Origin of the sequence: Streptomyces sp. NPDC059850, from assembly GCF_042731515.1 — a bacterium.
Classification (GTDB): Bacteria; Actinomycetota; Actinomycetes; order Streptomycetales; family Streptomycetaceae; genus Streptomyces.
In genome coordinates this window covers 97,139-122,651 of record NZ_JBHWJI010000009.1, presented here as the reverse complement: position 1 = coordinate 122,651, position 25,513 = coordinate 97,139, and the positions used below count along the sequence as shown (strand labels likewise).

General features: G+C 70.2%; 21 protein-coding genes. 14 read left to right on the top strand and 7 right to left on the bottom strand.

Going from position 1 to position 25,513, the window contains the following annotated elements:
* Positions 1-259 precede the first annotated feature (259 nt).
* The gene (locus ACFV9T_RS09860) at positions 260-505 is read left to right on the top strand and encodes a hypothetical protein (protein ID WP_385438058.1); all 246 of its coding nucleotides are present in this window, start codon (positions 260-262) and stop codon (positions 503-505) included.
* On the opposite strand, the gene ACFV9T_RS09855 is transcribed toward ACFV9T_RS09860, so the two are convergent.
* The 5 genes from ACFV9T_RS09855 to ACFV9T_RS09835 are packed head-to-tail and all read right to left on the bottom strand — an operon-like array spanning position 502 to position 7,408.
* Positions 502-1,128, bottom strand: coding sequence for an L-threonylcarbamoyladenylate synthase (locus ACFV9T_RS09855; protein WP_385438056.1), 627 nt, complete (start codon positions 1,126-1,128; stop codon positions 502-504). The genes ACFV9T_RS09860 and ACFV9T_RS09855 overlap by 4 nt on opposite strands.
* 9 nt (positions 1,129-1,137) lie before the next feature.
* A complete protein-coding gene (locus tag ACFV9T_RS09850; protein WP_385438054.1) occupies positions 1,138-4,191 on the bottom strand; it encodes an alpha-mannosidase in 3,054 nt (1,017 codons plus the stop codon).
* A 38-nt stretch (positions 4,192-4,229) separates the two neighbouring features.
* Positions 4,230-5,126 (bottom strand): carbohydrate ABC transporter permease, encoded by an 897-nt coding sequence (locus tag ACFV9T_RS09845; protein WP_385438053.1) that lies wholly within the window; start codon positions 5,124-5,126, stop codon positions 4,230-4,232.
* Positions 5,127-6,032, bottom strand: a complete 906-nt coding sequence (locus tag ACFV9T_RS09840) for a carbohydrate ABC transporter permease (protein ID WP_385438052.1) — start codon at positions 6,030-6,032, stop codon at positions 5,127-5,129. It lies immediately after the preceding gene.
* Between the two features lie 38 nt (positions 6,033-6,070).
* Positions 6,071-7,408: an ABC transporter substrate-binding protein gene (locus ACFV9T_RS09835; RefSeq protein WP_385438050.1), complete on the bottom strand. Its 1,338-nt coding sequence runs from the start codon at positions 7,406-7,408 to the stop codon at positions 6,071-6,073.
* Positions 7,409-7,642: 234 nt separating this feature from the next.
* Here ACFV9T_RS09835 and ACFV9T_RS09830 point away from each other — a divergent pair, with 234 nt between their 5' ends.
* Both ACFV9T_RS09830 and ACFV9T_RS09825 read left to right on the top strand, forming a co-directional pair.
* Positions 7,643-8,917, top strand: coding sequence for an ROK family protein (locus ACFV9T_RS09830; protein WP_385438048.1), 1,275 nt, complete (start codon positions 7,643-7,645; stop codon positions 8,915-8,917).
* Positions 8,918-8,957: 40 nt separating this feature from the next.
* On the top strand, positions 8,958-9,653 hold the full coding sequence (locus tag ACFV9T_RS09825) for a type 1 glutamine amidotransferase domain-containing protein (RefSeq protein WP_385438046.1): 696 nt from the start codon (positions 8,958-8,960) through the stop codon (positions 9,651-9,653).
* Here the strand turns inward: ACFV9T_RS09825 and ACFV9T_RS09820 are convergent.
* A complete protein-coding gene (locus ACFV9T_RS09820; RefSeq protein WP_385438044.1) occupies positions 9,637-11,676 on the bottom strand; it encodes a SpoIIE family protein phosphatase in 2,040 nt (679 codons plus the stop codon). The two genes, ACFV9T_RS09825 and ACFV9T_RS09820, sit on opposite strands and share 17 nt — an antisense overlap.
* Positions 11,677-11,867: 191 nt before the next feature.
* Here ACFV9T_RS09820 and ACFV9T_RS09815 point away from each other — a divergent pair, with 191 nt between their 5' ends.
* A complete protein-coding gene (locus tag ACFV9T_RS09815; RefSeq protein WP_370443954.1) occupies positions 11,868-11,945 on the top strand; it encodes a 50S ribosomal protein bL37 in 78 nt (25 codons plus the stop codon).
* A gap of 94 nt (positions 11,946-12,039) precedes the next feature.
* Here the strand turns inward: ACFV9T_RS09815 and ACFV9T_RS09810 are convergent, their stop codons facing one another.
* Positions 12,040-13,071 carry a LacI family DNA-binding transcriptional regulator gene (locus ACFV9T_RS09810; protein WP_385438042.1) on the bottom strand — a complete coding sequence of 344 codons (1,032 nt, stop codon included), beginning with the start codon at positions 13,069-13,071 and terminating at the stop codon, positions 12,040-12,042.
* Between the two features lie 231 nt (positions 13,072-13,302).
* On the opposite strand from ACFV9T_RS09810, the gene ACFV9T_RS09805 reads away from it, so the two are divergent.
* The 10 genes from ACFV9T_RS09805 (at position 13,303) to ACFV9T_RS09760 (ending at position 25,456) form a co-directional block, all read left to right on the top strand.
* On the top strand, positions 13,303-14,328 hold the full coding sequence (locus tag ACFV9T_RS09805; protein WP_385438040.1) for a sugar ABC transporter substrate-binding protein: 1,026 nt from the start codon (positions 13,303-13,305) through the stop codon (positions 14,326-14,328).
* Positions 14,328-15,404 (top strand): ABC transporter permease, encoded by a 1,077-nt coding sequence (locus ACFV9T_RS09800; RefSeq protein WP_385438039.1) that lies wholly within the window; start codon positions 14,328-14,330, stop codon positions 15,402-15,404. Before ACFV9T_RS09805 ends, ACFV9T_RS09800 begins: the two co-directional genes overlap by 1 nt.
* 4 nt (positions 15,405-15,408) lie before the next feature.
* Entirely contained in the window at positions 15,409-16,317 is a 909-nt protein-coding gene (locus ACFV9T_RS09795; protein WP_385438037.1) for an ATP-binding cassette domain-containing protein, read from the top strand.
* A gap of 115 nt (positions 16,318-16,432) precedes the next feature.
* Complete coding sequence (gene iolC / locus ACFV9T_RS09790; RefSeq protein WP_385438034.1) at positions 16,433-17,410, top strand: 5-dehydro-2-deoxygluconokinase; 978 nt, start codon at positions 16,433-16,435, stop codon at positions 17,408-17,410.
* Between the two features lie 4 nt (positions 17,411-17,414).
* Positions 17,415-18,287: an aldolase gene (locus ACFV9T_RS09785; protein ID WP_385438032.1), complete on the top strand. Its 873-nt coding sequence runs from the start codon at positions 17,415-17,417 to the stop codon at positions 18,285-18,287.
* Entirely contained in the window at positions 18,284-20,170 is a 1,887-nt protein-coding gene (gene iolD, locus ACFV9T_RS09780) for a 3D-(3,5/4)-trihydroxycyclohexane-1,2-dione acylhydrolase (decyclizing) (protein ID WP_385438030.1), read from the top strand. The genes ACFV9T_RS09785 and iolD overlap by 4 nt, the downstream gene beginning before the upstream one ends.
* 10 nt (positions 20,171-20,180) lie before the next feature.
* Entirely contained in the window at positions 20,181-21,686 is a 1,506-nt protein-coding gene (locus tag ACFV9T_RS09775) for a CoA-acylating methylmalonate-semialdehyde dehydrogenase (protein ID WP_385438027.1), read from the top strand.
* Between the two features lie 49 nt (positions 21,687-21,735).
* Positions 21,736-23,178 (top strand): sugar porter family MFS transporter, encoded by a 1,443-nt coding sequence (locus ACFV9T_RS09770; RefSeq protein ID WP_385438024.1) that lies wholly within the window; start codon positions 21,736-21,738, stop codon positions 23,176-23,178.
* Positions 23,179-23,234: 56 nt separating this feature from the next.
* Positions 23,235-24,431, top strand: coding sequence for a Gfo/Idh/MocA family protein (locus ACFV9T_RS09765; protein WP_385438022.1), 1,197 nt, complete (start codon positions 23,235-23,237; stop codon positions 24,429-24,431).
* 26 nt (positions 24,432-24,457) lie between these two features.
* On the top strand, positions 24,458-25,456 hold the full coding sequence (locus ACFV9T_RS09760) for a sugar phosphate isomerase/epimerase family protein (protein ID WP_385438020.1): 999 nt from the start codon (positions 24,458-24,460) through the stop codon (positions 25,454-25,456).
* The last annotated feature ends 57 nt before the right edge of the window (positions 25,457-25,513 follow it).

Here is a 25,513-nt window from a genome sequence, read left to right as displayed (position 1 = left end):
GTACTCGGTCTGCATTTATAAACGCCGAAGCTAAGGCGGAGGTGGCGGGGCGTCAAGAGATCTGACACAAGCGGCAGTTGGCGGATCGGAGGTCACGCCATGGACGGCGGCGGAACGGCACGCCGCCGGGCGGTGTACAGCAGACCACCCGCGCCGAGGCGCGCGTGTGAAGGGGGTGTGAGCGGCGGACCCTGCCTGCTCGGCGGGGCGGCGGATGACCTTAGACTGCCCACGTCTTCAAGTCGATCAGGAGCACCACATGCAACGCCGCCTCGCCCCCGCCCTCGCACTCGTGGCCGTGACCGCCCTCGCACTCACCGGGTGCGCACAGGACTTCGAGAAAGGCCCGGAGGGGAAGGTCACCGAGAAGGTGAAGGACGGGAAGAAGTTCTATCTGGTCGTCGACCCCGCCAAGGGGGGCGAGGGGAAGAAGTTCCGCGTCAGCAAGTACGACTACCACGACTGCGACCGGGGCTCGAAGTACCCCAAGTGCGTCGACGGCTAGACCTGCTCGAACCGCGCGGTGTCGCCCGCCCCCCGTCGCACGATCTGGGCTTCGCCGTCCGAGAAGTCGATGACCGTGGTCGGCTCGGTGCCGCAGTCGCCCGAGTCGACCACGGCGTCCACCACGTGATCGAGCCGCTCCTTGATCTCCCAGCCCTGGGTCAACGGCTCGTCCTCGCCGGGCAGCAGCAGGGTGCTGGACAGCAGCGGTTCACCGAGGTCGGCCAGGAGCGCCTGGGTGACGGCGTGGTCCGGGATCCGCACGCCGACCGTCTTCTTCTTCGGGTGCGGCAGCTGCCGCGGCACTTCCTTGGTCGCGGGGAGGATGAAGGTGTAGCTGCCGGGCGTCGACGCCTTGATCGCCCGGAACACATCCTTGTCGATGTGCACGAACTGACCCAGCTGCGAGAAATCCTGGCATACCAGGGTGAAGTGGTGACGGTCGTCGAGGTTCCGGATCGACCGGATACGGCTGATGCCGTCGCGGTTGCCCATCTGGCAGCCGAGTGCGAAGCAGGAGTCCGTCGGGTAGGCGATCAGGGCGCCTGAACGGATCCTTTCCGTCACATTGCTGATGGTGCGCGCTTGCGGATTGTCGGGGTGAACATCGAAGTACTTCGCCATCTGGTGAGCCTAATCGATCGTCGGGATCATGCGCAGAGTGATGATCTGGAAAGGGCGCAAGGAGAGCGCGACCGAGCCGTCGTCCGACACTTCGAACGCCGCGTCGCCGTCCGGCAGCGGGCGCTCCAGCAGGTCGACGGCCACAGCCGAGGCGACCGGGAACCCCGAGGTCACCCGGGACCGCGCCCTGCGTCCCAGCGCCTCGTAGAGCCGTACCACCACCGCCCCCGAACGGTCGTCGGCGAGCTTCACCGACTCCACGACCACCGGATCGCCGTCCACCGCCACGAGCGGCGCCACCACCGCGTCACCCGGCACGGAACGCTCCGGCAGGTTGATGCGGTACCCCTCGCACACCGCCTCCGCGATGCCCGCGCCGGGGACGAGGGCGTAGCCGAAGCGGTGCGTGCCCTGGTCGGTGTCCGGGTCGGGGAAGCGCGGCGCGCGCAGCAGCGACAGCCGTACGGTGGTCGTGGTCCCGCCGTCCTCGCGCACCGCGCGGGTGACGTCGTGCCCGTACGTCGAGTCGTTGACCAGCGCAACGCCCCAGTCCGGCTCGCCCACGTGGAGGAAGCGGTGGGCGCAGATCTCGAACTTGGCCGCGTCCCAGCTGGTGTTGGTGTGCGTCGCCCGGAACACATGACCGAATTGTGTCTCGGCGGCCGACCGGTCCGCGTGCACATCCACCGGGAAGGCCGCCTTCAGTAGCTTCTCCCGCTCGTGCCAGTCGACTTCCGTCCCGATGTCCAGCCGCCGGGCACCGGGCCGCAGCACCAGTGACTGTTCGACGCGTGAGGAGCCGAAGGTACGGATCACCCGAACCGCCGCCGCCGGTTCGTCCGTCCGGGTGAGCCGCACCTCGTCGGCGTCCGTCAGATCGGTGACCGTGTTGCGGTAGAAGGCGTCCACGTCCCAGGCGTCCCAGTGGTTGGGCAGGTCGGGGTGGAGCTGGAGCAGATTGGCGGCGCCGCCCGGGGCGATCGCCTCGCGCCCGGCGGCGATGTCGTACACGGAGGTGACCAGCCCGCGGCGGTCCACGGCCACCCGCAGCAGACCGTTGTCGAGGACGAAGCCACCGTCCCGGCCCTCGGTGGCGGACACCGCCGGGCCGCCGTGCCCAGCCGTGGGCGCCGCGCCCAGCGCGGGCACGCCGCCCCGCTCGTGCGGCGCCGCGTTGAACACCACACGGGTGCCCGCACCCGCGTCCCCGGCCAGCGCCCGCTGCGCGGCCTCGATCACCGCCTCCAGCTCCTCGGCCACCCGGGCGTAGGTCCGGGCCGCCTCGCGGTGCACCCAGGCGATCGAGGAGCCGGGCAGGATGTCATGGAACTGGTGCAGCAGCACCGTCTTCCAGATCCGGTCCAGCGTCTCGTACGGATACGCGAAACCGGTGCGCACCGCCGCCGTGGCCGCCCACAGCTCCGCCTCGCGCAACAGCGCCTCACTGCGCCGGTTGCCCTGCTTCGTCTTCGCCTGCGAGGTGTACGTGCCCCGGTGCAGCTCCAGATACAGCTCGCCCACCCACACCGGCGCGTTCGGATACTCCGCCCGCGCCTTGGCGAAGAACCGGGCGGGCGGTTCGATCTCGACGCGTGGCGAACCCTCCAGATCCCGCAGCCGGTGGGCGCGGGCCAGCATCTCCCGGGTCGGGCCGCCACCCCCGTCGCCGTAGCCGAACGGCACCAGCGAGCGGTTGGCCACCCCCTTGTCCCGGAAGTTGCGCACCAGATGGGCCATCTCCTGGCCGGAGAACTCGGCGTTGTACGTGTCCACCGGCGGGAAGTGCGTGAACACCCGGCTGCCGTCCAGCCCTTCCCACCAGAAGGTGTGATGCGGGAACGGGTTGATCTGGCTCCACGAGATCTTCTGGGTCAGAAACCACTTCGACCCGGACAGCTTCACCAGCTGCGGCAGGGCGGCGCTGTAGCCGAACGAGTCCGGCAGCCACACCTCCTCGGTCTCGATCCCGAACTCCTCCAGGAAGAACCGCTTGCCGTGGGTGAACTGCCGCGCCAGCGCCTCGCCACCGGGCATGTTGGTGTCCGACTCCACCCACATCCCGCCGACCGGTACGAACTGACCGGCCGCCACCTTCTCCCGCACCCGGGCGAACACCTCAGGCCGGTGCTCCTTGATCCAGGCGAGCTGCTGTGCCTGCGACATGGCGAACACGAACTCCGGATGGCCGTCCATCAGCGCCGCCACATTGGAGCACGTACGCGCCACCTTGCGCACCGTCTCCCGCAGCGGCCACAGCCACGCCGAGTCGATGTGCGCGTGGCCCACCGCGGACACCCGGTGCGCCGAGGGCGTGGCCGGGGCGGCGAGCGCCGGGGCCAGCCACTCCCGCGCCGCCGCCGCGCTGCCGTTGATGTCGTCCAGTACGAGGGCGTCAAGGGCGTGTTCGACCGCACGCAGCACACCCCAGCGGCGCTCGGCGTCCACCGGCAGTTGGTGCATGAGCTGGCCCAGCACCTCCAGGTCCTGCACCAGCTCCCAGACCACCGGGTCGAAGACCGCGAGATCCGCCCGCCGCAGCCGGTACAGCGGCTCCGGCGGGGCGGTCCCGGTGTCGCCGAACCAGGTCACCGGGCCCGCGATCAGGGGGTTGGCCGCGGCCTCCACATGCAGCAGCACCGGCTCGCCCCCGGCCGCCGGAGCGGCCACGGGTACGGAGGTGCTGCGCGGATGCAGCCCCTTCACCGCGGTGCCGTCCGGCCGGTACACCAGGCCCTCCGCCGAGAACCCCGGGTTGACGGAGTCGAAGGCGTTGCCCGCGCCGGAGCCGAGGTCCACCACCGCCTCGACCTGTCTGCCGGACCACTCGCCGGGCACCGCGCCCGTCAGCCGGAACCAGCTGGTGCCCCACGGCCGCCCCCAGACGTCCCCGACCCGGGCGGGTTCGTACGCCGCGGCCAGCCCCTCGGCCACCGGCACCGGCTCCCCGGGCGCGTGCCACACCTCCACCGCCAGCGGTACGGACAGGGGATGGACGGCGGGGCGGATCCGCTCCCGCAGCACACGGTCGAGACGGTCCTCGACCAGCCTCCGGTCGTCGTGCATGAAACGCTCCTTGCGGGGGTGGCGGTACGGGGTGGGGTTCAGCCCTTGAGCGCGCCGCCGAGGGCCGAACTCCCGCCCAGCACACGGGACATCACGACGTACAGCAGGACCACGGGCGTGGAATACAGCAGCGAGAAGGCCGCGAGCTGCCCGTACTCCACCGTGCCGCGCGAGCCGAAGAAGTTGAGGATGCTGACCGAGGCCGGAAGCTGATCGGGGGAGAGCAGCAGGAAGAACGGGACGAAGAAGTTCCCCCACATGGTCAGGAAGGTGAAGATGGTGACCACGGTGATGCCCGGCCACATCAGGGGGAGGACCACGCGGCGCAGCGTCTGGAGGCCGGACGCGCCGTCGGTCCAGGCCGCCTCCTCCAGCACCAGCGGCACCCCGTCCATGAAGTTCTTCGTCAGCCAGATCGCGAACGGCAGCGCGGACGTGCCGAGGAACAGGACCGTTCCGTACATCGTGTCGATCAGGTTGACCTGCACGAACATGCCGTAGACCGGGACCATCACGGCGGTGATGGGCAGACCGGTGGCGAACAGGATGGTCAGCAGGAACGGCCGCTTGTACCGCGACTCGTACCGCGACAGCGGATAGGCCGCCAGCACGGCGCACCCCACGCACAGCGCGGTGGCGCCGCCGCACAGGATCAGTCCGTTGAGGATGGGCCGGAAGGTGATGTCGGCGTTGAGTACCTGGCGGAAGTTGGTCAGCGTCCAGGGGTCCGGTGCGGTGACCCGCAGCCCGGCCGTACCGTTCAGCGAGGCGAGGAGCAGCCACAGCAGCGGCACCAGGAACGCCGCCGCGATCAGCAGCAGGACCACGTTCACCATGGCCCGCTCGGCGCTCCGCCGCGAGCGGTGTGCGGTGCGTGGCGCCGCGCTGGGGCGGGAGCGCCGGGTCATGGACTTCGGGGAGGCGATGACGGCCATTCAGACCTCCGTCTTCAGCAGCCGCAGATACAGCACGGAGAACAGGGCGCCGACCGCGAGCAGCATCAGGGCCACCGCCGTGCCGTACCCGATGAGGCTGTTCTGGAAGGCCTGCTCGTACATGTACAGCGGCAGGGTCTGGCTCTTGTTGCCCGGTCCGCCGCGGGTCATGACGTAGATCAGGCCGAACACCGACAGGGTCTGCAGGGTGTTGAGCATCAGATTGGTGCCGATCGAGCGGCGGATCATCGGCAGCGTGATGTGCCACAGCCGCTGCCACCGGCCCGCGCCGTCCACTTCGGCCGCCTCCGAGATATCGTTCGGAATCTCCTGGAGCGCCGCCGAGTACACCAGCATCGAGAATGCCGTGCCGCGCCAGACATTGGCCAGCGAGACGGCGATGATGGGCAGGGTGTAGAGCCAGTTCTGCTGTGGCAGATGGAGAAATCCCAATATCGCGTTGAGTTCGCCTTCCTTGCGGAAGAACACATACAGCAGATAGGCGGCGACCACTTCCGGGAGCACCCAGGAGATGATCACGACGGTACTCGTGACGGTGCGCACCCGGCGTGACGCTTTCCGCATCAGCGCGGCCAGTGACAGGCCCAGCACATTCTGTCCGAGGATGGACGACACGATGGTGAAGACCAGGGTCAGCACCACCGCGTTGAGGAAGTCGGGATCGCGGAACGCCTTGGTGAAATTGTCGAGTCCGACGAAGTGCGTCGTCGAGGAACCGGTGAGCTGCATATCGGTGAACGCGTAATAGACGCAGTATGCGATCGGCCCGGCCAGGAAGAGCAGCAGCAGGATCACCGAGGGGGCGACCGGGGCACCGCGCAGCAGGGTGCGGCGGACGCGGCGCCCCGCTGGATCGGGGGAGCCGGGCGGGTGCGGGAGGGGCACTCCCGCACCCGGGCCGGACAGTGTGGCCACCGGTAACCTCACCCGCCCGCGCGGTCCACGGTCGCGCCGTCGGTCGCGCTCTTCACCGCGTCCGCGTACGTCTTCGCGGCCTTTTGCGGGCTCGCCTCACCGGTCGTCACGGCTTCCATGGCTTCCTGGATCGCCGTCGACACCTTCGGGTAGGCGGGCAGCGCGGGGCGGTAGTACGTGTACTTGACCAGCCCGGTGAAGAAGTCGATACCGGGCATCGACTTCTGGTACGCGGGATCGGCGGCCACGTCCTTGCGCACGGCGATGTTGGCGCTGCGCACGTCGTACTCGGCCGCGTTGTCCTTCGTCTGCAAGGTCTTGATGAACTTCCAGGCCAGGTCCGGGTTCTGGGCCTTGGTCGGAATGGCCCAGGTCCAGCCGCCGGAGAGGCTGACCTTGCCGGGCGCGTCACCCGTCTGGGTCGGCATGGCGGCCTGGCCCAGCACCGTCGACCACTGCGGCCACGGCTTGCCGCCGGTCTTGATCCAGTTGTTGCCCAGCCAGGACCCGTCGAGGTTGATCGCGAGCTTGCCGCTCGGCAGCAGCTCGGTGGCCACCGTATTGCCGAAGTTGGCGTCGAGCGCGTCCTCGACGTCGGGGCCGAGCTTCTCTTTGAACACCTTCTGTACGAAACCGAGCGAGTCGGTGATGCCCTTGCTGCCGACGACCCACTTCTTCGACGACGGCTCGTACAGCGGGTCCTTGCCCGTGCCGTAGAGCAGCATCTCGAAGCCCTGCATGCTGGTGGCCTCGCCCGCGGCCTTGCCCGTGTAGACGTTGAGCGGGGTGACCCCGGGGAGCTTCTTCTTGATGGCGCGGGCCGCGTCGAGCACGTCGTCCCAGCTCTTCGGCTGCCAGTCGGTCGGCAGTCCGGCCTTCTTGAAGAGCTGCTTGTTGTACCACAGCCCGCGGGTGTCGGTGCCGTCCGGAACGCCGTACGTCTTGCCGTCCTGCGCCTTGGCGGCGGCCTTCGCGGTCGGCACGAACTGGTTCCAGTCCGCCCAGTCCTTCAGATAGCCGTCCAGCGGGCGCAGATAGCCGCTGGCGATGTCGGAATTGATGAGGAAGGTGTCCTCGTAGACCAGGTCCGGAGCGGTGCGGGGTGAGCGCATCATCAGCTGGATCTTGGAGTAGTAGTCGTTCTCCGCCGCCTGGATGGGTACCAGCTGGACCTTCTTGCCGGGATTGGCCTTCTCGAATTGCTTCTTCACCACGGCCAGATAGTTGTCCATGATCCGGGTCTTGTTGTCCATGTTGCGCTGGTAGGCGATCTTGATTGTGTCGCCGGACCCGGAGGCGCTGTTGTTTCCACACGCGGCGAGCGGCAGGACGAGAGGTCCGCTCAAGGAGGCTATGAGAAGGGGTCTGAGGTGGTGCGCTTTCACGGATGCTCCCCAGGAGGAGAAGCCCTCGCGGAACAAGGGCGGTGGTGCTGTTGTGCGGAAAAGTAAATCCAATGGATTGATGAAGTCAACGGGTGCGCGTCACGATTTCTCCGGTACCTTCAAAGCCCCGCGCGACCGGGCACGGCCACGCGGGGCGCTGTCGCCCCAGAAGACCGGACGGAGGCACGCAGGCGCATGCGGACGGGCACCAACCTCCCCCGGGTCGGGGGATACAACCGCGCCGTCGTACTGGACGCCGTGCGCAGAAGGACATCCGTGAGCCGGGTCGAGCTGGCCCAGGCCACCGGCCTCACCAACCAGACCGTCTCCAACGTGGTGCGCAGACTGCTCGGCGAGGGACTGATCCAGGAGACCGGCCAGGCCCCGTCCCGCGGTGGCAAACCGCGCACGCTGCTGTCGCTGCGCCCGGAGGCCGCGTACGCCGTCGGCGTCCATCTCGACCCCGACACCACGGTGGCCGTCCTGCTCGACCTGTCCGGCCGGGTGCTGCGCCGCCGCAGGCTGCGCACCTCGTCCGAGACCGACCCGAACCGGCTGGTGCGGGAGGTGGGCCGCGGGGTGAAGGCGCTGATCAGGCAGTCGGGCGTGGAGCCGGGCCGGGTGCTCGGGCTCGGCGTGGCCGTGCCCGGGCCGATAGACAACCGGCGTGGCATGGTGCTCGACCCGCCCAACTTCCCCTCGTGGCACCACGTTCCCCTCGCGGATCTGCTGGCCGAGGCGACCGGGCTGCCCGTGGTGATGGACAACGACGCCACCGCCGCCGCGATAGGGGAGCGCTGGGCAGGAGGCGCGGACCGGGCGGGCGACTTCCTCTTCGTGTACGTGGGCGCGGGGATCGGTGGCGGGATCATGCTCGCGGACTCGGTGCTGCGGGGAAACTCCGGCAACGCGGGCGAGTTCGGCCATGTCGTGGTGGAGTCAGGCGGGGCCGCGTGCCACTGCGGTGCGCACGGCTGCCTGGAGGCGTACGCGGCACCCCACGCGGTCCTCGCCGCGTTCGCCACCCAATACGGCCGCCCCGAGGCCGAACGGCTCGGCCTGACCCTGGACCCGAAGCGGACCCGCGCCGACTGGAGCAGGCTGTGCGCCGCCGCGGCGAAGGGCGACCCGTACGCCGCCGAGGCGGTCGAAGGGGCGGCGGAGCGCATCGGCCGGGCGGCGGTGACCGCGGTGAACCTGCTCGATGTGCGCCGCATCGTGCTCGGTGGCGAGGCGCTGCGCGATATCGAGGAGACGGTCCGCCGCGCGATGGACACGTGGGTCAACGACCGTTCCATCGCCCGTGCCGTCCGCACCATCGCCATCGAGCCGAGCCTCATCGGGGACGCGGTCGGCGCCGTCGGCGCGGCGTCGCTGGTGCTGCACAGCGCCTACACCCCGGGCTGGCATCTGCTCCTGGGCGCCGGGGAGCGACACGTTGATTGGGCTTTCAACGATCACCGGACCTAGTGTGCGGGGGAGGCAACGCGACACCGCTGAGGAGAGAACCATGGCGAAGATTCTTTTTGTGATGACCGGCGCCGACGTGTGGACACTGGCGGACGGCAGCACGCACCCCACGGGTTTCTGGGCGGAAGAGGCCGTCGTCCCGCTGGAGGCCTTCAAGGCCGCCGGGCATGAGGTCACCGTGGCCACTCCGGGCGGTGTGGTCTCGCCCGTCGACGCCGTCAGCCTGGCACCGGAGGCCGCCGGTGGCGCCGAGGAGGCCGCGCGGCTCGCCAAGGTGGTGGAGACCGCCGCCGAGTTCCAGCGGCCCGCCGTCCTCGCCGAGGTGCGGCTGGAGGACTTCGACGCGGTGTATGTCCCCGGCGGCCACGGCCCCATGGAAGACCTCGCGGTCGACGCCGACAGCGGGCGCCTGCTGACGCGGGCGGTGGAGTCCGGGCTGCCGGTGGGCGTGGTGTGCCACGGCCCGGCCGCGCTGCTGGCCGCCGTCAAGGAGGACAGCACCAACGCCTACGCCGGGTACCGGATCACCGCCTTCACCAACGCCGAGGAGCAGCTGGCGGGCAGCGCCGACAACGCCAAGTGGCTGCTGCAGGACCGGCTGACCGAGGCCGGGCTCACCGTCGAGGTGGGCGACGCGTGGGCGCCGCACGTCGAGGTCGACCGCAACGTGGTCACCGGCCAGAACCCCGCCTCGTCCGCCGCCCTCGCCACCGAACTGCTCAAGAAGCTGGGCTAGTGTCCGGCAGCCGCTGCTCGCACCAGATGGTCTTCCCGGCGGTGGTCTGGCGGGTCCCCCAGTTGTGGCTGAGCCGCGCCACGAGCACCAGGCCACGGCCGCCCTCGTCGTAGACGCGGGTGCGGCGCAGATGGGGTGTGGTGCTGCTGGCGTCGGACACCTCGCAGATCAGCTTGCGGTCGCGGATCAGCCGCAGGCGGATCGGCGCGGCGCCGTAGCGGATGGCATTGGTGACCAGCTCGCTGACCAGCAGCTCGGTGATGAACGCCAGATCCCACAGCCCCCACGCGTCGAGCTGCTCCACGGCCAGCTTCCGGGCCTGCACGACCAGGGCCGGGTCGGCGGCGATCTCCCAGTCGGCGACCCGGTCGGGGGCCAGGGCGCGGGTACGGGCGAGCAGCAGGGTGATGTCGTCCGCCGGGCGGTCGTCCGCCAGCGCGCGCAGAACGCTCTCGCAGGCCGCGTTCAGCGAGGTCTCCGGCACCGACAGGGCGTCGCACAGTTTGGTCAGACCCGCGTCGATGTCGCGGTCGCTGGAGCGCACCAGACCGTCGGAGTACAGGGCGAGGACACTGCCCGCGGTCAGGTCCAGCTCGGTGGTCTCGAAGGGGAGGCCGCCCACGCCGAGCGGCGGTCCGGTGAAGCCGCGCACCAGATCGGCGCGGCCGCCGGGGGTGACGAGGACGGGCAGCGGGTGGCCTGCCGAGGCGAGCGCGCAGTGCCGGGAGACCGGGTCGTAGACCGCGTACAGGCAGGTCGCCCCCACCCCGCCGTTGGCCGTCGCGTCCGCGTCCGCCTCCAGGACCTCGTCATCGGTGAGGTGGACGACCAGATCGTCGAGGTGGGTGAGGAGTTCGTCGGGTGGCAGATCGACATCGGCCAGGGTGCGCACGGCGGTGCGCAGCCGTCCCATGGTGGCGGACGCGTTGATGCCGTGGCCGACCACGTCCCCGACGACGAGAGCCACTCGGCTGCCGGACAGTGGGATCGCATCGAACCAGTCGCCGCCCACTCCGGCCCGCGAATCCGCGGGCAGATAGCGGGAGGCCACATCGACGGCCGTCTGCCCGGGCAGATGCTGGGGCAGCAGATTGCGCTGCAGCGCCAGCGCGGTGGCCCGCTCACGGGTGTAGCGGCGCGCGTTGTCGATGGCCACGGCGGCCTTGGCGGCCAGTTCCCCGGCGTCGGACAGATCGCCGTCGGTGAAGGGCGGGGTGTCCCGCGTACGCCAGAAGCAGACCGTTCCCAGCACACTGCCCCGCGCCCGCATCGGAGCCGTGATCAGCGAGCGCATGCCGTACTCCAGCACCGCCCCGGTGTCCTCGGGGACCAGCGCCTGCCAGTCGGCGCGGGCCCGCACATCGGGTTCGAGTCGCGGCTGTCCGTACGGCGAGCCACGGGACCGCGCCCCGCACAGGGCCAGCCGGGGCGGCCCGCCCACGGGGAGCAGCGGATGATCGTCGCGAACCCCGGCCAGGGCCACCCTGCGCACGTGCGTGGCAGCGTCCGAGGGCGCCTCCTCCCCGGCCAGTACGCACACCGCCAGATCGACGGTGACGAAATCGGCGAACCGGCCCGCCGCCACCTGCGCCAGCTCCTGCGCGGTCCGCCGCGCGTCGAGCGTGGCGCCGATGGCCGTCCCGGCGTCATGCAGCAGCCCGAGGCGCCGCTGCGCCGCCTGCGCCCGGTCGCGCTGGCTGAGGGCGCGTACCGCCAACTCCGAGACGGCGAGACCGATGCCGAGCAGCAGGGCGGCCGTCCACCCCTCCTGGGCGCTGGTGACGGACAGCGCGCTCCACGGGCGGGTCAGGAAGAAGTCGAACCAGATGGTGGCCGACAGCGCCGCGATCACACCGGCGCTCCGGAAACCCAGCGCGGCCACGGCCACCACCACGGCCACCAGCACCAGAGCCGCGTCGGTCCGGGGGAAGACAGTACGGAACGGCACCAGCGCCAGCGAAACGATCAGCGGCCCCACCAGGGCGAACGCTATCGCTGTCCGGATGTCGCTCAGCCAGCGCACACCATGGCATGTACCCACCTGAGGGGGGATGTACCACGTCAGGTGGTGGCTGGCCCCCGACACCGGACCGTGAGGTGCTTCACAATGAAATGACGGGTGAGGCGTGGCGGGCTGGGTACGCGCGCCATGATCACCACGTGGCAACACCGAAGTGATCGGCACAGGTAGAGCATCGTTGGAAGGAGGGCGACATGTCGTCGAAGCGACGTCGCAAGAAGAAGGCCCGTCGGAAGAACGGCGCCAACCACGGCAGCCGCCCCCAGTCCTGATCTGAGGCACTCTGCCGCGTGGCAATGAGGGACTCCCGGTGCGCAGGGCGCGCCGGGAGTCCCTTGTCGTGTGCGGATGTGTGTACGTGGCGGGTCAGGCGGGTGCGGCCACCGTGCCGCGTACGACGAGCTGCGGGCTGAGGACGACCTCGCGGGGGTCGGTGCGGCCCCGGTCGAGGCGTTCGACGGCGGCGGCCACCGCGTGGCGGGCCTGTTCCTCGGCGTTCTGGCTGACCGTGGTCAGGTTGAAGCAGCTCAGCCGGGAGAGCGTGTCGTCGTCGTATCCGGCCACGGACACCTCGCCGGGGACGGCGACACCCGCGCGGGAGAGGGCGGCCAGGACACCGATGGCGCACTGGTCGTTGAAGGCGACCACGGCGGTGGGCAGGGTGGCCCCGTCGAGGAGGTGGCGGGCGGCGCGCTCACCGGCCGCCTCGGTGTTGTCGCCGCGCAGGATCCTGATGTGCGGGTCCAGCCCGTGGCGGCGCATGGCGGTGCGGTAGCCGCGGCGCCGGTCGGTGGCGATGACGCCCTTGCCGCCGTCGACGTAGGCGATGGCACGGTGGCCGAGGCCCACCAAGTGGTCGACGATCTGGCCGACTCCGTCGTCGTCCGCGGTGCGGACCACGTCCAGTTGCTCGTCGGTGATCCGGCGGCCGACGACGATCACCGGGGACTTGCGGTCGAGGGCGGCGAGGGTGTCGGCGGGAGAGGTGGGGCCGAGGAGGATCAGGGCCTCGCTGCGGAAGGCCAGCAGGGTTTCCACGGCGGTGTGCTCGTCGCGGGTCCGGGTCAGCGTGCTGAGGACGAGGTCGTAGCCGACCTCCTCGGCAGCGGAGTGCAGATAGTCGACCAGTTCGGCGTGGAACGGGCTGTGCACGTCGACCATGACCCCGAGCAGCCGGGTGCGCCTGCTGGCGAGCAGGCTGGCGGTGCGGTCCGCCTGGTAGCCGAGTTCGGCGGCGGCTTTCAGGACCCGCTGCCGGGTGCGCTCACTGGGTCCGGACACACCGCGCAGTACGAGGGAGACGGACGCGGTGGACACGCCTACGCGGGCCGCCACGTCCTCGAGCCGGGGGCGCTTGTTCGCGCCGTTCTGGCGTCGCTCGGAATCGACCTCGTCCACCTGTACCTCCCGGACACTCCCGGACAGCGATCTCCTCGTGCAACGCCTTGACACGCTCTTGAAACGAGTCGATAGTACCAGCACTTAAAGCGCTTTAATCGCTCTTGACCGCTCCTGGTTGTTTCCCGCGAAACCGGCCCCGCGCGTGCGAGATCCGCACGGCGCGCACGCCCGGCTTCGGTCTGCTCTCCCTCTCCTCCCCGTCCCGTCGCACAGTGAGGTGCACGAGCCATGAACCGCGTTTCCCGATCCCGATCCCGCTCCCGTTCCCGAAGAGCCGTCCCCGCCGTGGCCGCCTCGGCCGCCCTGATCCTCGCGGGCTGTTCCAGCAGCTCCGGTGGGAAGAAGGCCGAAGAGGCCGGAAGCAACGTGTCCGCGGGCAAGGCATCCACTCCCCGCATGACGATCGCGATGGTTACCCACGCGCCCTCCGGTGACACCTTCTGGGACACCATCCGCAAGGGTGCCCAGGCCGCCGCCGCCAAGGACAACGTCAAGCTCATCTACTCCAACGACGAGAGCGCGGGCGACCAGGCCAACCTGGTGCAGAACGCGATCGACCAGAAGGTCGACGGCATAGCCGTCACCCTGGCCAAGCCGGACGCCATGAAGGCCGTGGTGGCCAAGGCTGAGAAGGCCGGGATCCCGGTCGTCGGCTTCAACGCCGGTCTGTCCGTGTGGAAGAAGCAGGGCCTGCTGTCCTTCTTCGGCCAGGACGAGTCCGTCTCCGGCCAGGCGCTCGGCAGTAAAATCAACACCACCGGCGCCAAGCACGCCCTGTGCGTCATCCAGGCCCAGGGGGACGTCAACCTCGAAGAGCGCTGCGCCGGGGTGAAGAAGACCTTCAGCGGCAAGACCGACATCCTCTATGTCAACGGCACCGACATGCCCTCGGTGAAGTCGACCATCAACGCCAAGCTCTCGCAGGACAAGTCCATCGACGAAGTGGTCACGCTCGGGGCCCCGTTCGCGATCACCGCCGCGCAGGCGGCGTCCGAGGCGGGCAGCAAGGCGAAGGTGGCGACCTTCGACCTCAACAAGGACCTCATCTCCGCCATCGAGAAGGGCACGGTCCAGTTCGCCGTCGACCAACAGCCCTATCTCCAGGGCTACTTGGCCATCGACTCGCTGTGGCTCTACAAGAACAACGGCAACTACAGCGGCGGCGGCGAGCAGCCCGTGCTGACCGGCCCGGCCTTCGTCGACAAGTCCAACGTCGACACCGTCGCCACGTTCGCCGCGAAGGGCAACCGGTGATGAGCATGGCCCAGCAGGCAGCCCCGGCGGTCAGCACACCCCCGGCTCCCGGATCCCGGCCGAGCGGCGGCCGGACCGCACGGCGCTCCCTCGCGTTCCGGCTGCTCGCCCAGCCGGAGGTCGGGGTCTTCCTCGGCGCCGTCGCCGTGTTCGTGTTCTTCCTCATCGCTGCACCGCCGGTCCGCGACGCCGGTTCGATGGCCAACATCCTGTACCAGTCGTCGACGATCGGCATCATGGCGCTGCCGGTGGCGCTCCTGATGATCGGCGGCGAGTTCGACCTGTCGTCCGGCGTCGCCGTGATCACCTCGGCGCTCACCGCCAGCATGCTCAGCTATCAGCTGACCCTGAACGTGTGGTCGGGCGTGATCATCGCCCTGGTGGTGTCGCTGGCGGTCGGCATGTTCAACGGCTGGATGCTGGTCAGGACGGGACTGCCGAGCTTCCTGGTCACCCTCGGCACCTTCCTGATCCTCCAGGGCGCGAACCTCGCGGTCACCAAGCTGGTCACCAGCAATGTCTCGACCGACGACATCAGCACGATGGAGGGCTTCGACCAGGCCAGGGCGGTATTCGCCTCGTCGTTCGACGTCGGCGGCGCCCAAGTGAAGATCACCGTCGTCTGGTGGCTGGTCTTCGCGGCCCTGGCCACCTGGGTGCTGCTCCGCACCAAATACGGCAACTGGATCTTCGCGGTCGGCGGCAACAAGGAGTCTGCCCGCGCGGTCGGTGTCCCGGTGACCTTCACCAAGATCTCGCTGTTCATGCTGGTCGGCTTCGGCGCCTGGTTCGTCGGCATGCACAACCTGTTCTCCTTCAACACCGTGCAGTCCGGCGAGGGCGTGGGCCAGGAGTTCATCTACATCGCCGCGGCGGTGATCGGCGGCTGCCTGCTGACCGGTGGCTACGGCTCCGCGATCGGCCCGGTCTTCGGCGCCTTCATGTTCGGCATGGTGCAGCAGGGCATCGTCTACGCCGGGTGGAACCCCGACTGGTTCAAGGCGTTCCTCGGCGTGATGCTGCTCGGCGCCGCCCTGATCAATCTGTGGGTCCGCCGCACGGCGACCCGGAGGTGACCCCATGACCACTGACGCGACCACTACCCAAGCCGAGGACACTTCGCCTGCGGACGACCGCCCCGTCGTCGAACTGCGCGCGGCGGGCAAGTCCTACGGCAACGTCCGCGCACTGCACGGCGTCGACCTCGCCGTCCGCCCTTCCAGGGTGACCTGCGTCCTCGGCGACAACGGCGCCGGGAAGTCCACCCTCATCAAGATCATCTCCGGGCTGCACCAGCACACCGAGGGCGAGTTCCTGGTCGACGGCGGACCGGTGCGCTTCACCACCCCGCGCGAGGCACTCGGCAAGGGCATCGCCACCGTCTACCAGGACCTGGCGACCGTCCCGCTCATGCCGGTGTGGCGCAACTTCTTCCTCGGCTCCGAGATGACCACAGGACCCTGGCCGCTCCGCCGCCTCAGCATCGGCCGGATGAAGAAGACCGCCGATGAGGAACTGCGCAATATGGGCATCGTCCTGGACGACTTGGAGCAGCCCATCGGCACCCTCTCCGGTGGCCAGCGCCAGTGCGTGGCGATCGCCCGCGCCGTCTACTTCGGCGCCCGGGTGCTGATCCTGGACGAACCGACCGCGGCCCTCGGTGTGAAGCAGTCCGGCGTGGTGCTGAAGTACATCGCCGCCGCCCGCGCCCGCGGGCTCGGCGTCATCTTCATCACCCACAACCCGCACCACGCCTACATGGTCGGCGACCACTTCAGCGTGCTGCGCCTCGGCACCCTCGAACTCAGCGCCGACCGCAGCGAGGTCAGTCTCGAAGAGCTGACCAACCACATGGCGGGCGGCGCCGAACTGGCCGCACTCAAGCACGAGTTGGCGCCGGTCCACGGCGTCGACGTGGCGAAGCTCCCCGAAGCGGCGGACCTCACGGCATCCGCCGCCGCGTCGCCTCCCGGTCGCGCAACACCGTAGTGACAACCTATTGACATGACATTTACGCGAGGGCATCGTACTCGTCGTAGGCGCGTTTAAAGCGCTTTAACTCCGCCATCCCCCCGGGCCCGCAGAATCGAAGGGACACCGCGTTATGCCGTTGGAACTGCTGACCATGGGCCGGGTGGGAGTGGATGTGTATCCGCTCCAGACCGGCGTGGGGCTGGCGGAGGTCACGTCGTTCGGCAAGTACCTGGGCGGCAGCCCGAGCAACGTCGCCGTCGCCGCGGCCCGCTTCGGCCACCCCTCCGCCGTGATCACCAAGACGGGCCGTGACCCGTTCGGGGACTTCGTCCGCACCGCGCTGACCGGCTACGGCGTCGACACCCGCCACGTCGGTACGTCGGACATCGCGCCGACCCCGGTGACCTTCTGCGAGATCTTCCCGCCGGACGACTTCCCGCTGTACTTCTACCGGCTGCCGAAGGCCCCCGACCTCGACATCCGCCCCGGCGAACTGGACCTCGACGCCGTGCGCGAAGCCCGGATCTTCTGGGTCACCGGCACGGGGCTGTGCGACGAACCGAGCCGCTCGGCCACCCTCGCCGCGCTCGCCCACCGGGCGAAGGCGGGGACGACGGTCTTCGACCTCGACTGGCGCCCGATGTTCTGGAACGCTCCCGAGCAGGCGCGGGCGTACTACGCCGAGGCCCTGCGGCACACCACCGTGGCCGTCGGCAACCTCGACGAGTGCGAGGTGGCGACCGGTGAACGCGAGCCGTACGCCGCCGCGAAGGCGCTGCTCGCCGCCGGTGTGGAGCTGGCCGTGGTGAAGCAGGGCCCCAAGGGGGTGCTGGCCGTCGGCCGCGACGGCTCGGCCGCCGAGATACCGCCCGTTCCGGTGGACGTCGTCAACGGCCTCGGCGCGGGGGACGCCTTCGGCGGCGCGCTCTGCCACGGCCTGCTGTCCGGCTGGGACACCGGCCGCACGATCGCCTTCGCCAACGCCGCGGGCGCCCTCGTCGCCGGGCGCCTGGCCTGCTCCGACGCCATGCCCACGGAGGCCGAGGTGGAGGCGAAGCTCCGCTCCGCGAGCCCCGCCACCTCCGACGACCCCCAGCGAAAGGTGTGACGACGTGCTGTCCGACAACGTGAGCCGGATCGTGGGGGCCCGGGTCAACGACCCCGGCGCCATCGCGGCCGCCGCCGTACGACGGCGCAAGCCCACCTCGCTGCTCGGCGAGCACGGCAAAGCCATGATCATCGCAGCCGACCATCCGGCGCGCGGCGCCAACGGCGTCGGCGGCGACCCCAGCGCCATGGCCGACCGCCGCGCGCTGCTGGACCGCCTGTGCACGGCCCTGGACCGGCCCGGTGTCACCGGAGTGCTGGCCACCGCCGACATCCTGGAGGACCTGCTGCTGCTCGGCGTCCTCGACGGCAAGAACGTGTTCGGCTCCATGAACCGGGCCGGGCTCGCCGGATCGGCCTTCGAGATCGACGACCGGTTCACCGGCTACGACGCCGAGACCATCGCCGCCATGGGCTTCGAGGGCGGCAAGATGCTCACCCGCATCGCCCTCGACGACCCCGCGACCCCGGCGGCGCTGGAGAACACCGCCCGTGCGGTGGACGAGCTGAACGACCGCCACCTGATCGCGATGGTGGAGCCGTTCCTCAGCGTCTGGAAGGACGGGCGGATCCACAACGACCTGTGTCCCGACGCCGTCATCACATCCATCACCATCGCCTCCGGACTCGGCCGCCGCACCGCCTACACCTGGCTCAAGCTGCCCGTCGTGGGCGACATGGAGCGGGTGCTGTCCGCCTCGACGCTGCCCGCGCTGCTGCTGGGCGGCCAGGTCACCGACCCCGACGCGGCGTTCGCGTCCTGGGGCAGGGCCCTGAAGCTCCCGACCGCGCAGGGCCTGGTCGTGGGCCGCTCCCTGCTCTACCCCCCGGACGGCGATGTGGCCGGCGCCGTGGACCGGGCGGTGAGCCTGCTGTGACCGCCCCCACCACGATCCGTCTCACCACGGCCCAGGCCCTGGTCCGCTTCCTGGCGAACCAGTACAGCGAGCGCGACGGCCGGGAGCAGCGGCTGATCCCCGGCGTCTGGGGCATCTTCGGCCACGGCAACGTGGCCGGGATCGGGCAGGCGCTGCTCCAGGCGGCCGTCACCCGGGAAGCCGACCTCCCGTACTACCTCGCGCGCAACGAACAAGGCATGGTGCACGCGTCGGTGGCGTACGCGAAGATGCGCGACCGGCTCGCGGCCTTCGCCTGCACGGCGTCCACCGGGCCCGGTTCCACCAACATGCTCACCGGCGCCGCGCTCGCCACGACCAACCGCCTGCCGGTCCTGCTGCTGCCGAGCGACATGTTCGCCACCCGGGCCGCCGACCCGGTGCTCCAGCAGCTGGAGGACAGCCGAGGCGGGGACGTCACCGTCAACGACGCCTTCCGCTCCGTGTCCAAGTACTTCGACCGGGTGTCCCGTCCGGAACAGCTCATCCCGGCCGTCCTGGCCGCCATGCGGGTGCTGACCGACCCGGTGGAAACCGGCGCCGTCACGCTGGCGCTGCCGCAGGACGTCCAGGCGGAGAGCTTCGAGTGGCCGGTGTCCTTCTTCCGGCGCCGGGTCTGGCACGTGGGCCGCCCGCTGCCGGAACCGGCCGCCGTCGAGCGGGCCGCACGGCTGCTGCGGAACGCCAGGAAGCCGCTGATCGTGGCCGGTGGCGGCGTCGTCTACTCCGACGCCCGGTCCCGGCTGTGCGCCTTCGCCGAGGCCACCGGCATCCCGGTCGCGGACACCCACGCGGGCAAGGGCGCCGTGCCCTGGGACCACCCGTGCGCGGTGGGCGGCATCGGCTCGACCGGCGCGTACGCGGCGAACGAGCTGGCGAAGGAGGCCGATGTCGTCCTCGGTATCGGCACCCGCTACTCCGACTTCACCACCGCCAGCCACACCGTCTTCGGTAACCCGGACGTCACGTTCGTCAACCTCAACGTGGCCCGCCTCGACGCCGTGAAGCACTCGGCGGAGCCGCTGGTGGCCGACGCCCGGCTCGGCATCGAGGCGCTGACGGCGGCACTCACGGGCTGGCGGACGGACGAGGCGTACCGGGACCGGACCCGCCACCTCATCGCCCGCACCCGGGAGATCGAGGAGGTGTGCTTCCACCGAGGCCATGGCCCCCGGCCCGCCCAGACGGAGATCCTCGGCGCGCTCAACCAGGCACTCGGCGACCGCGACGTGGTCATCAACGCCGCCGGTTCCATGCCCGGCGACCTCCAGCAGCTGTGGCGGGCGCGGGACCCGAAGGCCTACCACGTCGAGTACGCGTACTCCTGCATGGGCTACGAGGTCGCCGCGGGCCTCGGCGCGAAGATGGCCGATCCGTCGCGCGAGGTGGTCGTCCTCGTCGGAGACGGCTCGTACCTGATGATGGCCCAGGAGATCGCGACCATGGTCAGCGAGGGCCTGAAGGTCATCGTCGTCCTCGTCCAGAACCACGGTTTCGCGTCCATCGGGTCGCTCTCCGAGGCGCTCGGCTCACAGCGGTTCGGCACCAAGTACCGCTTTCGCGACGGGGATTCGGGACTCCTCGACGGCGATGTCCTGCCCGTCGACCTCGCCACCAACGCCTCCTCCCTCGGCGCCGACGTCCTGCACGCCACGACCGTCGACGGGTTCCGCACCGCGATGGAGAAGGCCAAGGCCGCCACCCGTACGACCGTGGTGCACGTCGAGACCGACCTCTACGGACCCAACCCTCCCGGCCACGGCTGGTGGGACGTGCCGGTCAGCCAGACGTCCGCCCTGGACTCCACCCGCGCCGCGTACGAGACGTACGCCGCCCACAAGCTCACCCAGCGGCACTACCTGTAAGGACACCCCCGTGAAGACCATTCAGCACTGGATCGACGGATCCCCGGCCCCGGGCGCGGGCCCCCGCACCGCGCCGGTGTTCAACCCGGCCACCGGGCAGGAGCAGGCCCGGGTCGCCCTCGGCGGCTCCGCCGACGTCGACGCCGCGGTCACCGCCGCCGCGCGGGCCTCTCTGGAGTGGTCGGAGTCCTCGCTCACCCGGCGCACCCAGGTGATGTTCGCCTTCCGGCAGCTGCTCGTGGAGCACGAGGAAGAGCTGGGACGGATCATCTCGGCCGAGCACGGCAAGACGGTCGACGACGCGCGCGGCGAGATCGTGCGCGGCCGGGAGGTCGTGGAGTTCGCCTGCGGTCTCGGCGAAGTCCTCAAGGGCGGCTTCTCCGACCAGGTGTCGCGCGGCGTGGACGTGCACGACTTCCGGCAGCCGCTGGGCGTGGTGGCGGGCATCACCCCGTTCAACTTCCCCGCCATGGTGCCGCTGTGGATGCACCCGGTGGCCATCGCCACCGGCAACACCTTCCTCCTCAAGCCCAGCGAACGCGACCCGTCGGCCGCGAACTTCGTGGCGGAGCTGTACCGGCGGGCCGGTCTTCCGGACGGCGTCTTCAACGTCGTCCACGGGGACAAGGAGGCGGTCGACGCGATCCTCGGCCACCCCGGCATCGAGGCGGTCTCCTTCGTCGGATCGACCCCGATCGCCACGTACGTGCACGAGACCGCCACCAGGACCGGCAAGCGGGTCCAGGCGCTCGGCGGCGCCAAGAACCACGCCGTCGTCCTCCCCGACGCCGACCTGGAGTTCGCCGCCGACCACATCACGGCGGGCGCCTACGGATCCGCCGGTGAGCGCTGCATGGCAGTCTCGGTGGCCGTCGCGGTGGGAACGTCGGCCGACGGGCTGGTCGAGGCCCTGGAGCGCAAGGCCCGCGAGGTAAAGGTCGGCCCCGGCGACGCCCCCGGCACCGACATGGGACCGCTGGTCACCCAGGCCGCGCGGGAGCGCGTCGAGAACGCCGTCGGCACCGCCGCCGCCCAGGGCGCCACCGTCGTCGTGGACGGCCGCGGGCTGAAGCTCGACGGTCACCCCGAGTGCGCCGCGGGCTTCTTCACCGGCCCGTCCCTGCTGGACCACGTCACCGCCGGGATGGACGCGTACCGGGAGGAGCTGTTCGGCCCGGTCCTCGCGGTCGTCCGCGTCGACACCCTGGACAAGGCCATCGACCTCATCAACGCCAATCCGTACGGCAATGGAACCGCCCTGTTCACCGGCTCCGGCGAGGCCGCCCGCCGCTTCCAGCGCCGGGTCAGGGTCGGCATGATCGGCGTCAACGTGCCGGTGCCCGTGCCGATGTCGTACTACTCCTTCGGGGGCTGGAAGGACTCGCTCATCGGCGACTCGCCCATCCACGGCCCCGAGGGCATCCGCTTCTACACCCGCCCCAAGGTCGTCACCAGCCGCTGGCCGCAGCCCGCCCAGCAGGACACGGCCGGTTTCACCTTCCCCACATCCCACTGACGCGTCACGGGAAGCCCACGACACCCGCACACCAACCTAGGAGGTGGCCATGGACGTCAGGGACGACACGCCCCAGGCCCCCACACAGAGCAACGCCGTCACGGACCACGCCTCGCCGAAGGTCTACCGAAGACTGCGCGTCATCACCATCATCGCCACCTTCGGCGGACTCCTCTTCGGCTACGACACCGGCGTCATCTCCGGCGCGCTCCCCTTCATGGCCCTCTCCGCCGAGCGGGGCGGGCTCGGACTCAACCCGCTGACCGAGGGGATCGTCGCGTCCTCCCTGGTGGCGGGGGCCGCGTTCGGCGCGCTGTACGGCGGGCGCCTGTCCGACCGGTACGGGCGCAAGCGGGCGATCCTCGGGCTCGCCGTACTGTTCTTCATCGGCGCGCTCGGCACCGCGCTCGCACCGGACCTCGTGGTGATGGTGCTCTTCCGGGTCCTGCTCGGGCTCGCCGTCGGCGGCGCGTCCGCCACCGTGCCGGTCTTCATCGCCGAACTGGCCCCCGCCGCACACCGCGGCCGCCTGGTCACCCAGAACGAGCTGATGATCGTGACCGGCCAGCTGCTGGCCTACACCTCGAACGCGGTCATCGCGAAGACCGTGGGGGAGGGGAGCGTCTGGCGCTGGATGCTCGCGCTGGCCACCATCCCGGCCGTGCTGCTGTGGATCGGCATGCTGTTCGTGCCCGAGTCACCGCGCTGGCTCGCCTCCCGAGGCCGCTTCGAGGACGCCGCCCGCACCCTGGGCCTCATCCGTGACCCGCAGGCGGTCGAGCCGGAGTTCGCCGAGATCAAGCGGCGCGTCATGACAGACGCCGGTGAACCGAAGGCGAGTTGGGGCGACCTGCGCACTCCGTGGGTACGGCGCCTGGTGCTGTTCGGCTTCGCGCTCGCCACGCTGACCCAGCTCACCGGCGTCAACTCCATCATGTACTTCGCGCCGACGATCCTGCTGGACACCGGGCTCGGCACCCAGGCCGCGCTGACCGCCACCATCGCCAACGGCGTCGTCGCGGTGCTCGCCGTCTCCACCGGCATGTGGCTGCTGGGCCGGTACGGGCGGCGCCCGATGCTGCTGACCGGGCAGATCGGCGTCACCGCCTCGCTGGTGCTGATCGCCTTCTGCTTCCTGGTGCTGCCCGAATCGGCCGCCCGCAGCTACCTCGTCCTGGCGTCCATGCTGACGTTCCTGCTGTTCATGCAGGGGTGCGTCGCGACCGTGTTCTGGCTGATGCTCTCCGAGATCTTCCCGCTCCGGCTGCGGGGCTTCGCGATGGGCATGGCCGTGTTCGGCACCTGGACCGCCAACTTCGTCGTGACCCTGGTCTTCCCGCCACTGATCGCCGCCGTCGGCGGTGCCACGTTCCTGCTCTTCGCGGCGGTCAACGTCGCCACCATCTTCTACTACCTGCGCACCGTCCCCGAGACCCGAGGCCGCTCGATGGAAGCCATCGAGGCCCACTTCCGTGGCCAGTCCGCCGACTGACCACCCCCACCACATCGACCAGCCCGACCACCCACTCCACGCTGAAAGGCATATCCATGGCCACGTCCGGCAAGCCCCTGTCCGTCGCGGTAATCGGAGCCGGCATGGCCGGCCGCACCCACGCCGCCGGTTACCGCAACGTCAACACGGTCTTCGCGGCCGGCCTGCCGCCGGTCCGGCTGGCCGCCATAGCCGACGCCAACGTCGCACTCGGCGAGGACGCCGCCCGCCGGTACGGCTACGAGAAGGCGCTCCCCAGCTGGGAGGCCGTGGCCGAGGACCCGACGATCGACGCCGTCAGCATCGTCGTCGGCAACGATCTGCACCGCCCCATCGCCGAGGCCCTGGTCGCCGCGGGCAAGCACGTGCTGTGCGAGAAGCCCCTGGCCGGAACGCTGGACGACGCCCGCGCGATGGCCGAGCTGGAGCGCACCGCCGATGTCGTGACGGCCGTCGGGTACACCTTCCGGCGCTCTCCCGCCATCTCCGCCATCCGCGACCACGTCCAGCGCGGTGAGCTGGGCGACCTCACGCTGTTCAGCGGCCGCTACTGGTGCGACTACGCCACCGACCCGAACGGCCCGCTGAGCTGGCGCTTCAAGGGCGGCCCCGGCTCCGGCGCGCTCGGGGACGTCGGCGCGCACGTGATCGACGCCGCCGAGTACATCGCCGGTCCCATCGCCGCGGTCTCCGGCGCCTCGCTGTCGACGCAGATCCCCAAGCGGCCGCTGCCGCTCGGCGCGGTCGTCGGACACAACGCCGCCCCCGTCTCCGACGAGTTCGGCGAGGTCGAGAACGAGGACACCGCGTCCTTCACCGCGCGCTTCGAGTCCGGTCTCGTGGGCACCTTCTCGCTGTCGCGCACCGCCTTCGGGCTGCCCAACGGGCTCGCCTTCGATGTCGTGGGGCTCGGCGGCCGGGCGGCGTTCGACCAGCACCGGCCCGCCGAGTACCTCTTCGACGACGCCCAGCCGGACGCCCGTACCCGTGGCGCGCGCCACATCATCGCGGGTCCGCAGATGCCGTACTTCAAGGGCGGCTACCCGATGGAGGCGCCGGGCGTGGGCGGCGGCAACGCCGAGATGTTCACGTACCAGGCGCGGGCCTTCCTCGACCAGGTCGCGGGCGTCACCGACCCGCTGCCGGCCTGCGCCACCTTCGCCGACGGGCTGCGGACCATGGAGATCATCCGCGCCATCGTCGAGTCCTCCCACAGCGGCGGTTCCGCCGTCACCATCCCGGCCACCTCCTGACCACCCCCATTACGTAGGAGATACCCATGGCTCTCAAGCTCGGCGCTTACACCGCCTGTCTGCACGACCGCACGCTCACCGAGGCCCTCGACATGCTCAAGGAGAACGGGCTGACCTCCGTGGAGGTCAACACCGGTGGCTTCATTCCCGCCCCGCACTGCCCGGTCGACCTGCTGCTGTCCTCGGCCACGGCACGCGAGGAGTACCTGGCCACCTTCGCCGACCGGGGCATGGAGCTGACCGGCCTCAACTGCAACGGCAACCCGCTCAATCCGCTCCCCGGGGTCGGCCCGAAACACGCCGACGACCTGCGCCGCACCATCCGGCTCGCGGGCCTGCTCGGGGTGAAGCACGTGGTCACCATGTCCGGCACACCGGGCTCCGACCCCGACGCCAAGTACCCCTCCTGGGTCGTGAACCCGTGGGACGGCGTCTACATGGACGTCCTGGACTACCAGTGGGGCGTGGCCGTCGAGTTCTGGAAGGAGATCGACGCGCTGGCCCGGGAGAACGACGTCCGGGTGGCCGTCGAGATGCACCCGCACAATGTGGTGTTCTCCCCGGTCACCCTGAAGCGGCTGGTCGACGAGACCGGCGCCACCAACGTCGGCGCGGAGATGGACCCCTCGCATCTGATGTGGCAGGGCATGGACATCGTGGCGTCCATCAAGTGGCTCGGCCCGCTGGTGTTCCACGCCGCGGCGAAGGACGCGACGCTCTGCCCCGGCGCCGACATCCGCGGCGTACTGGACTCGTCGTTCACCCGCGTGCCCGCTGACGCCCCCGGCAAGGTGCCCACCGGCTACGGCTTCTGGTGCAACGCGTGGCCCAAGGACCCGGCGTGGAAGTTCGTCGCGGTCGGCCTCGGACATGACACCGCCTACTGGACGGAGTTCCTGCGCACCCTCGCGGAGGTCAACCCGGACATGGCCGTGAACATCGAACACGAGGACGCCGCCTACTCGCAGACCGAGGGGCTGGCCCTGGCCGCCAAGAATCTGCGCGGCGCCGCGGCCGACCTCTGAACCCATGAGCATGGGTGGCCCCGTACCCGGCAGGACCGGGTACGGGGCCACGCCCGT

Bases quoted from the DNA above. Each gene is read 5' to 3' on its own strand.
- ACFV9T_RS09860 (WP_385438058.1), top strand. From the start codon at position 260: ATGCAACGCCGCCTCGCCCCCGCCCTCGCACTCGTGGCCGTGACCGCC.
- ACFV9T_RS09855 (WP_385438056.1), bottom strand. From the start codon at position 1,128: ATGGCGAAGTACTTCGATGTTCACCCCGACAATCCGCAAGCGCGCACC.
- ACFV9T_RS09850 (WP_385438054.1), bottom strand. From the start codon at position 4,191: ATGCACGACGACCGGAGGCTGGTCGAGGACCGTCTCGACCGTGTGCTG.
- ACFV9T_RS09845 (WP_385438053.1), bottom strand. From the start codon at position 5,126: ATGGCCGTCATCGCCTCCCCGAAGTCCATGACCCGGCGCTCCCGCCCC.
- ACFV9T_RS09830 (WP_385438048.1), top strand. From the start codon at position 7,643: ATGCGGACGGGCACCAACCTCCCCCGGGTCGGGGGATACAACCGCGCC.
- ACFV9T_RS09825 (WP_385438046.1), top strand. From the start codon at position 8,958: ATGGCGAAGATTCTTTTTGTGATGACCGGCGCCGACGTGTGGACACTG.
- ACFV9T_RS09815 (WP_370443954.1), top strand. From the start codon at position 11,868: ATGTCGTCGAAGCGACGTCGCAAGAAGAAGGCCCGTCGGAAGAACGGC.
- ACFV9T_RS09805 (WP_385438040.1), top strand. From the start codon at position 13,303: ATGAACCGCGTTTCCCGATCCCGATCCCGCTCCCGTTCCCGAAGAGCC.
- ACFV9T_RS09800 (WP_385438039.1), top strand. From the start codon at position 14,328: ATGAGCATGGCCCAGCAGGCAGCCCCGGCGGTCAGCACACCCCCGGCT.
- ACFV9T_RS09795 (WP_385438037.1), top strand. From the start codon at position 15,409: ATGACCACTGACGCGACCACTACCCAAGCCGAGGACACTTCGCCTGCG.
- iolC (WP_385438034.1), top strand. From the start codon at position 16,433: ATGCCGTTGGAACTGCTGACCATGGGCCGGGTGGGAGTGGATGTGTAT.
- ACFV9T_RS09770 (WP_385438024.1), top strand. From the start codon at position 21,736: ATGGACGTCAGGGACGACACGCCCCAGGCCCCCACACAGAGCAACGCC.
- ACFV9T_RS09765 (WP_385438022.1), top strand. From the start codon at position 23,235: ATGGCCACGTCCGGCAAGCCCCTGTCCGTCGCGGTAATCGGAGCCGGC.
- ACFV9T_RS09760 (WP_385438020.1), top strand. From the start codon at position 24,458: ATGGCTCTCAAGCTCGGCGCTTACACCGCCTGTCTGCACGACCGCACG.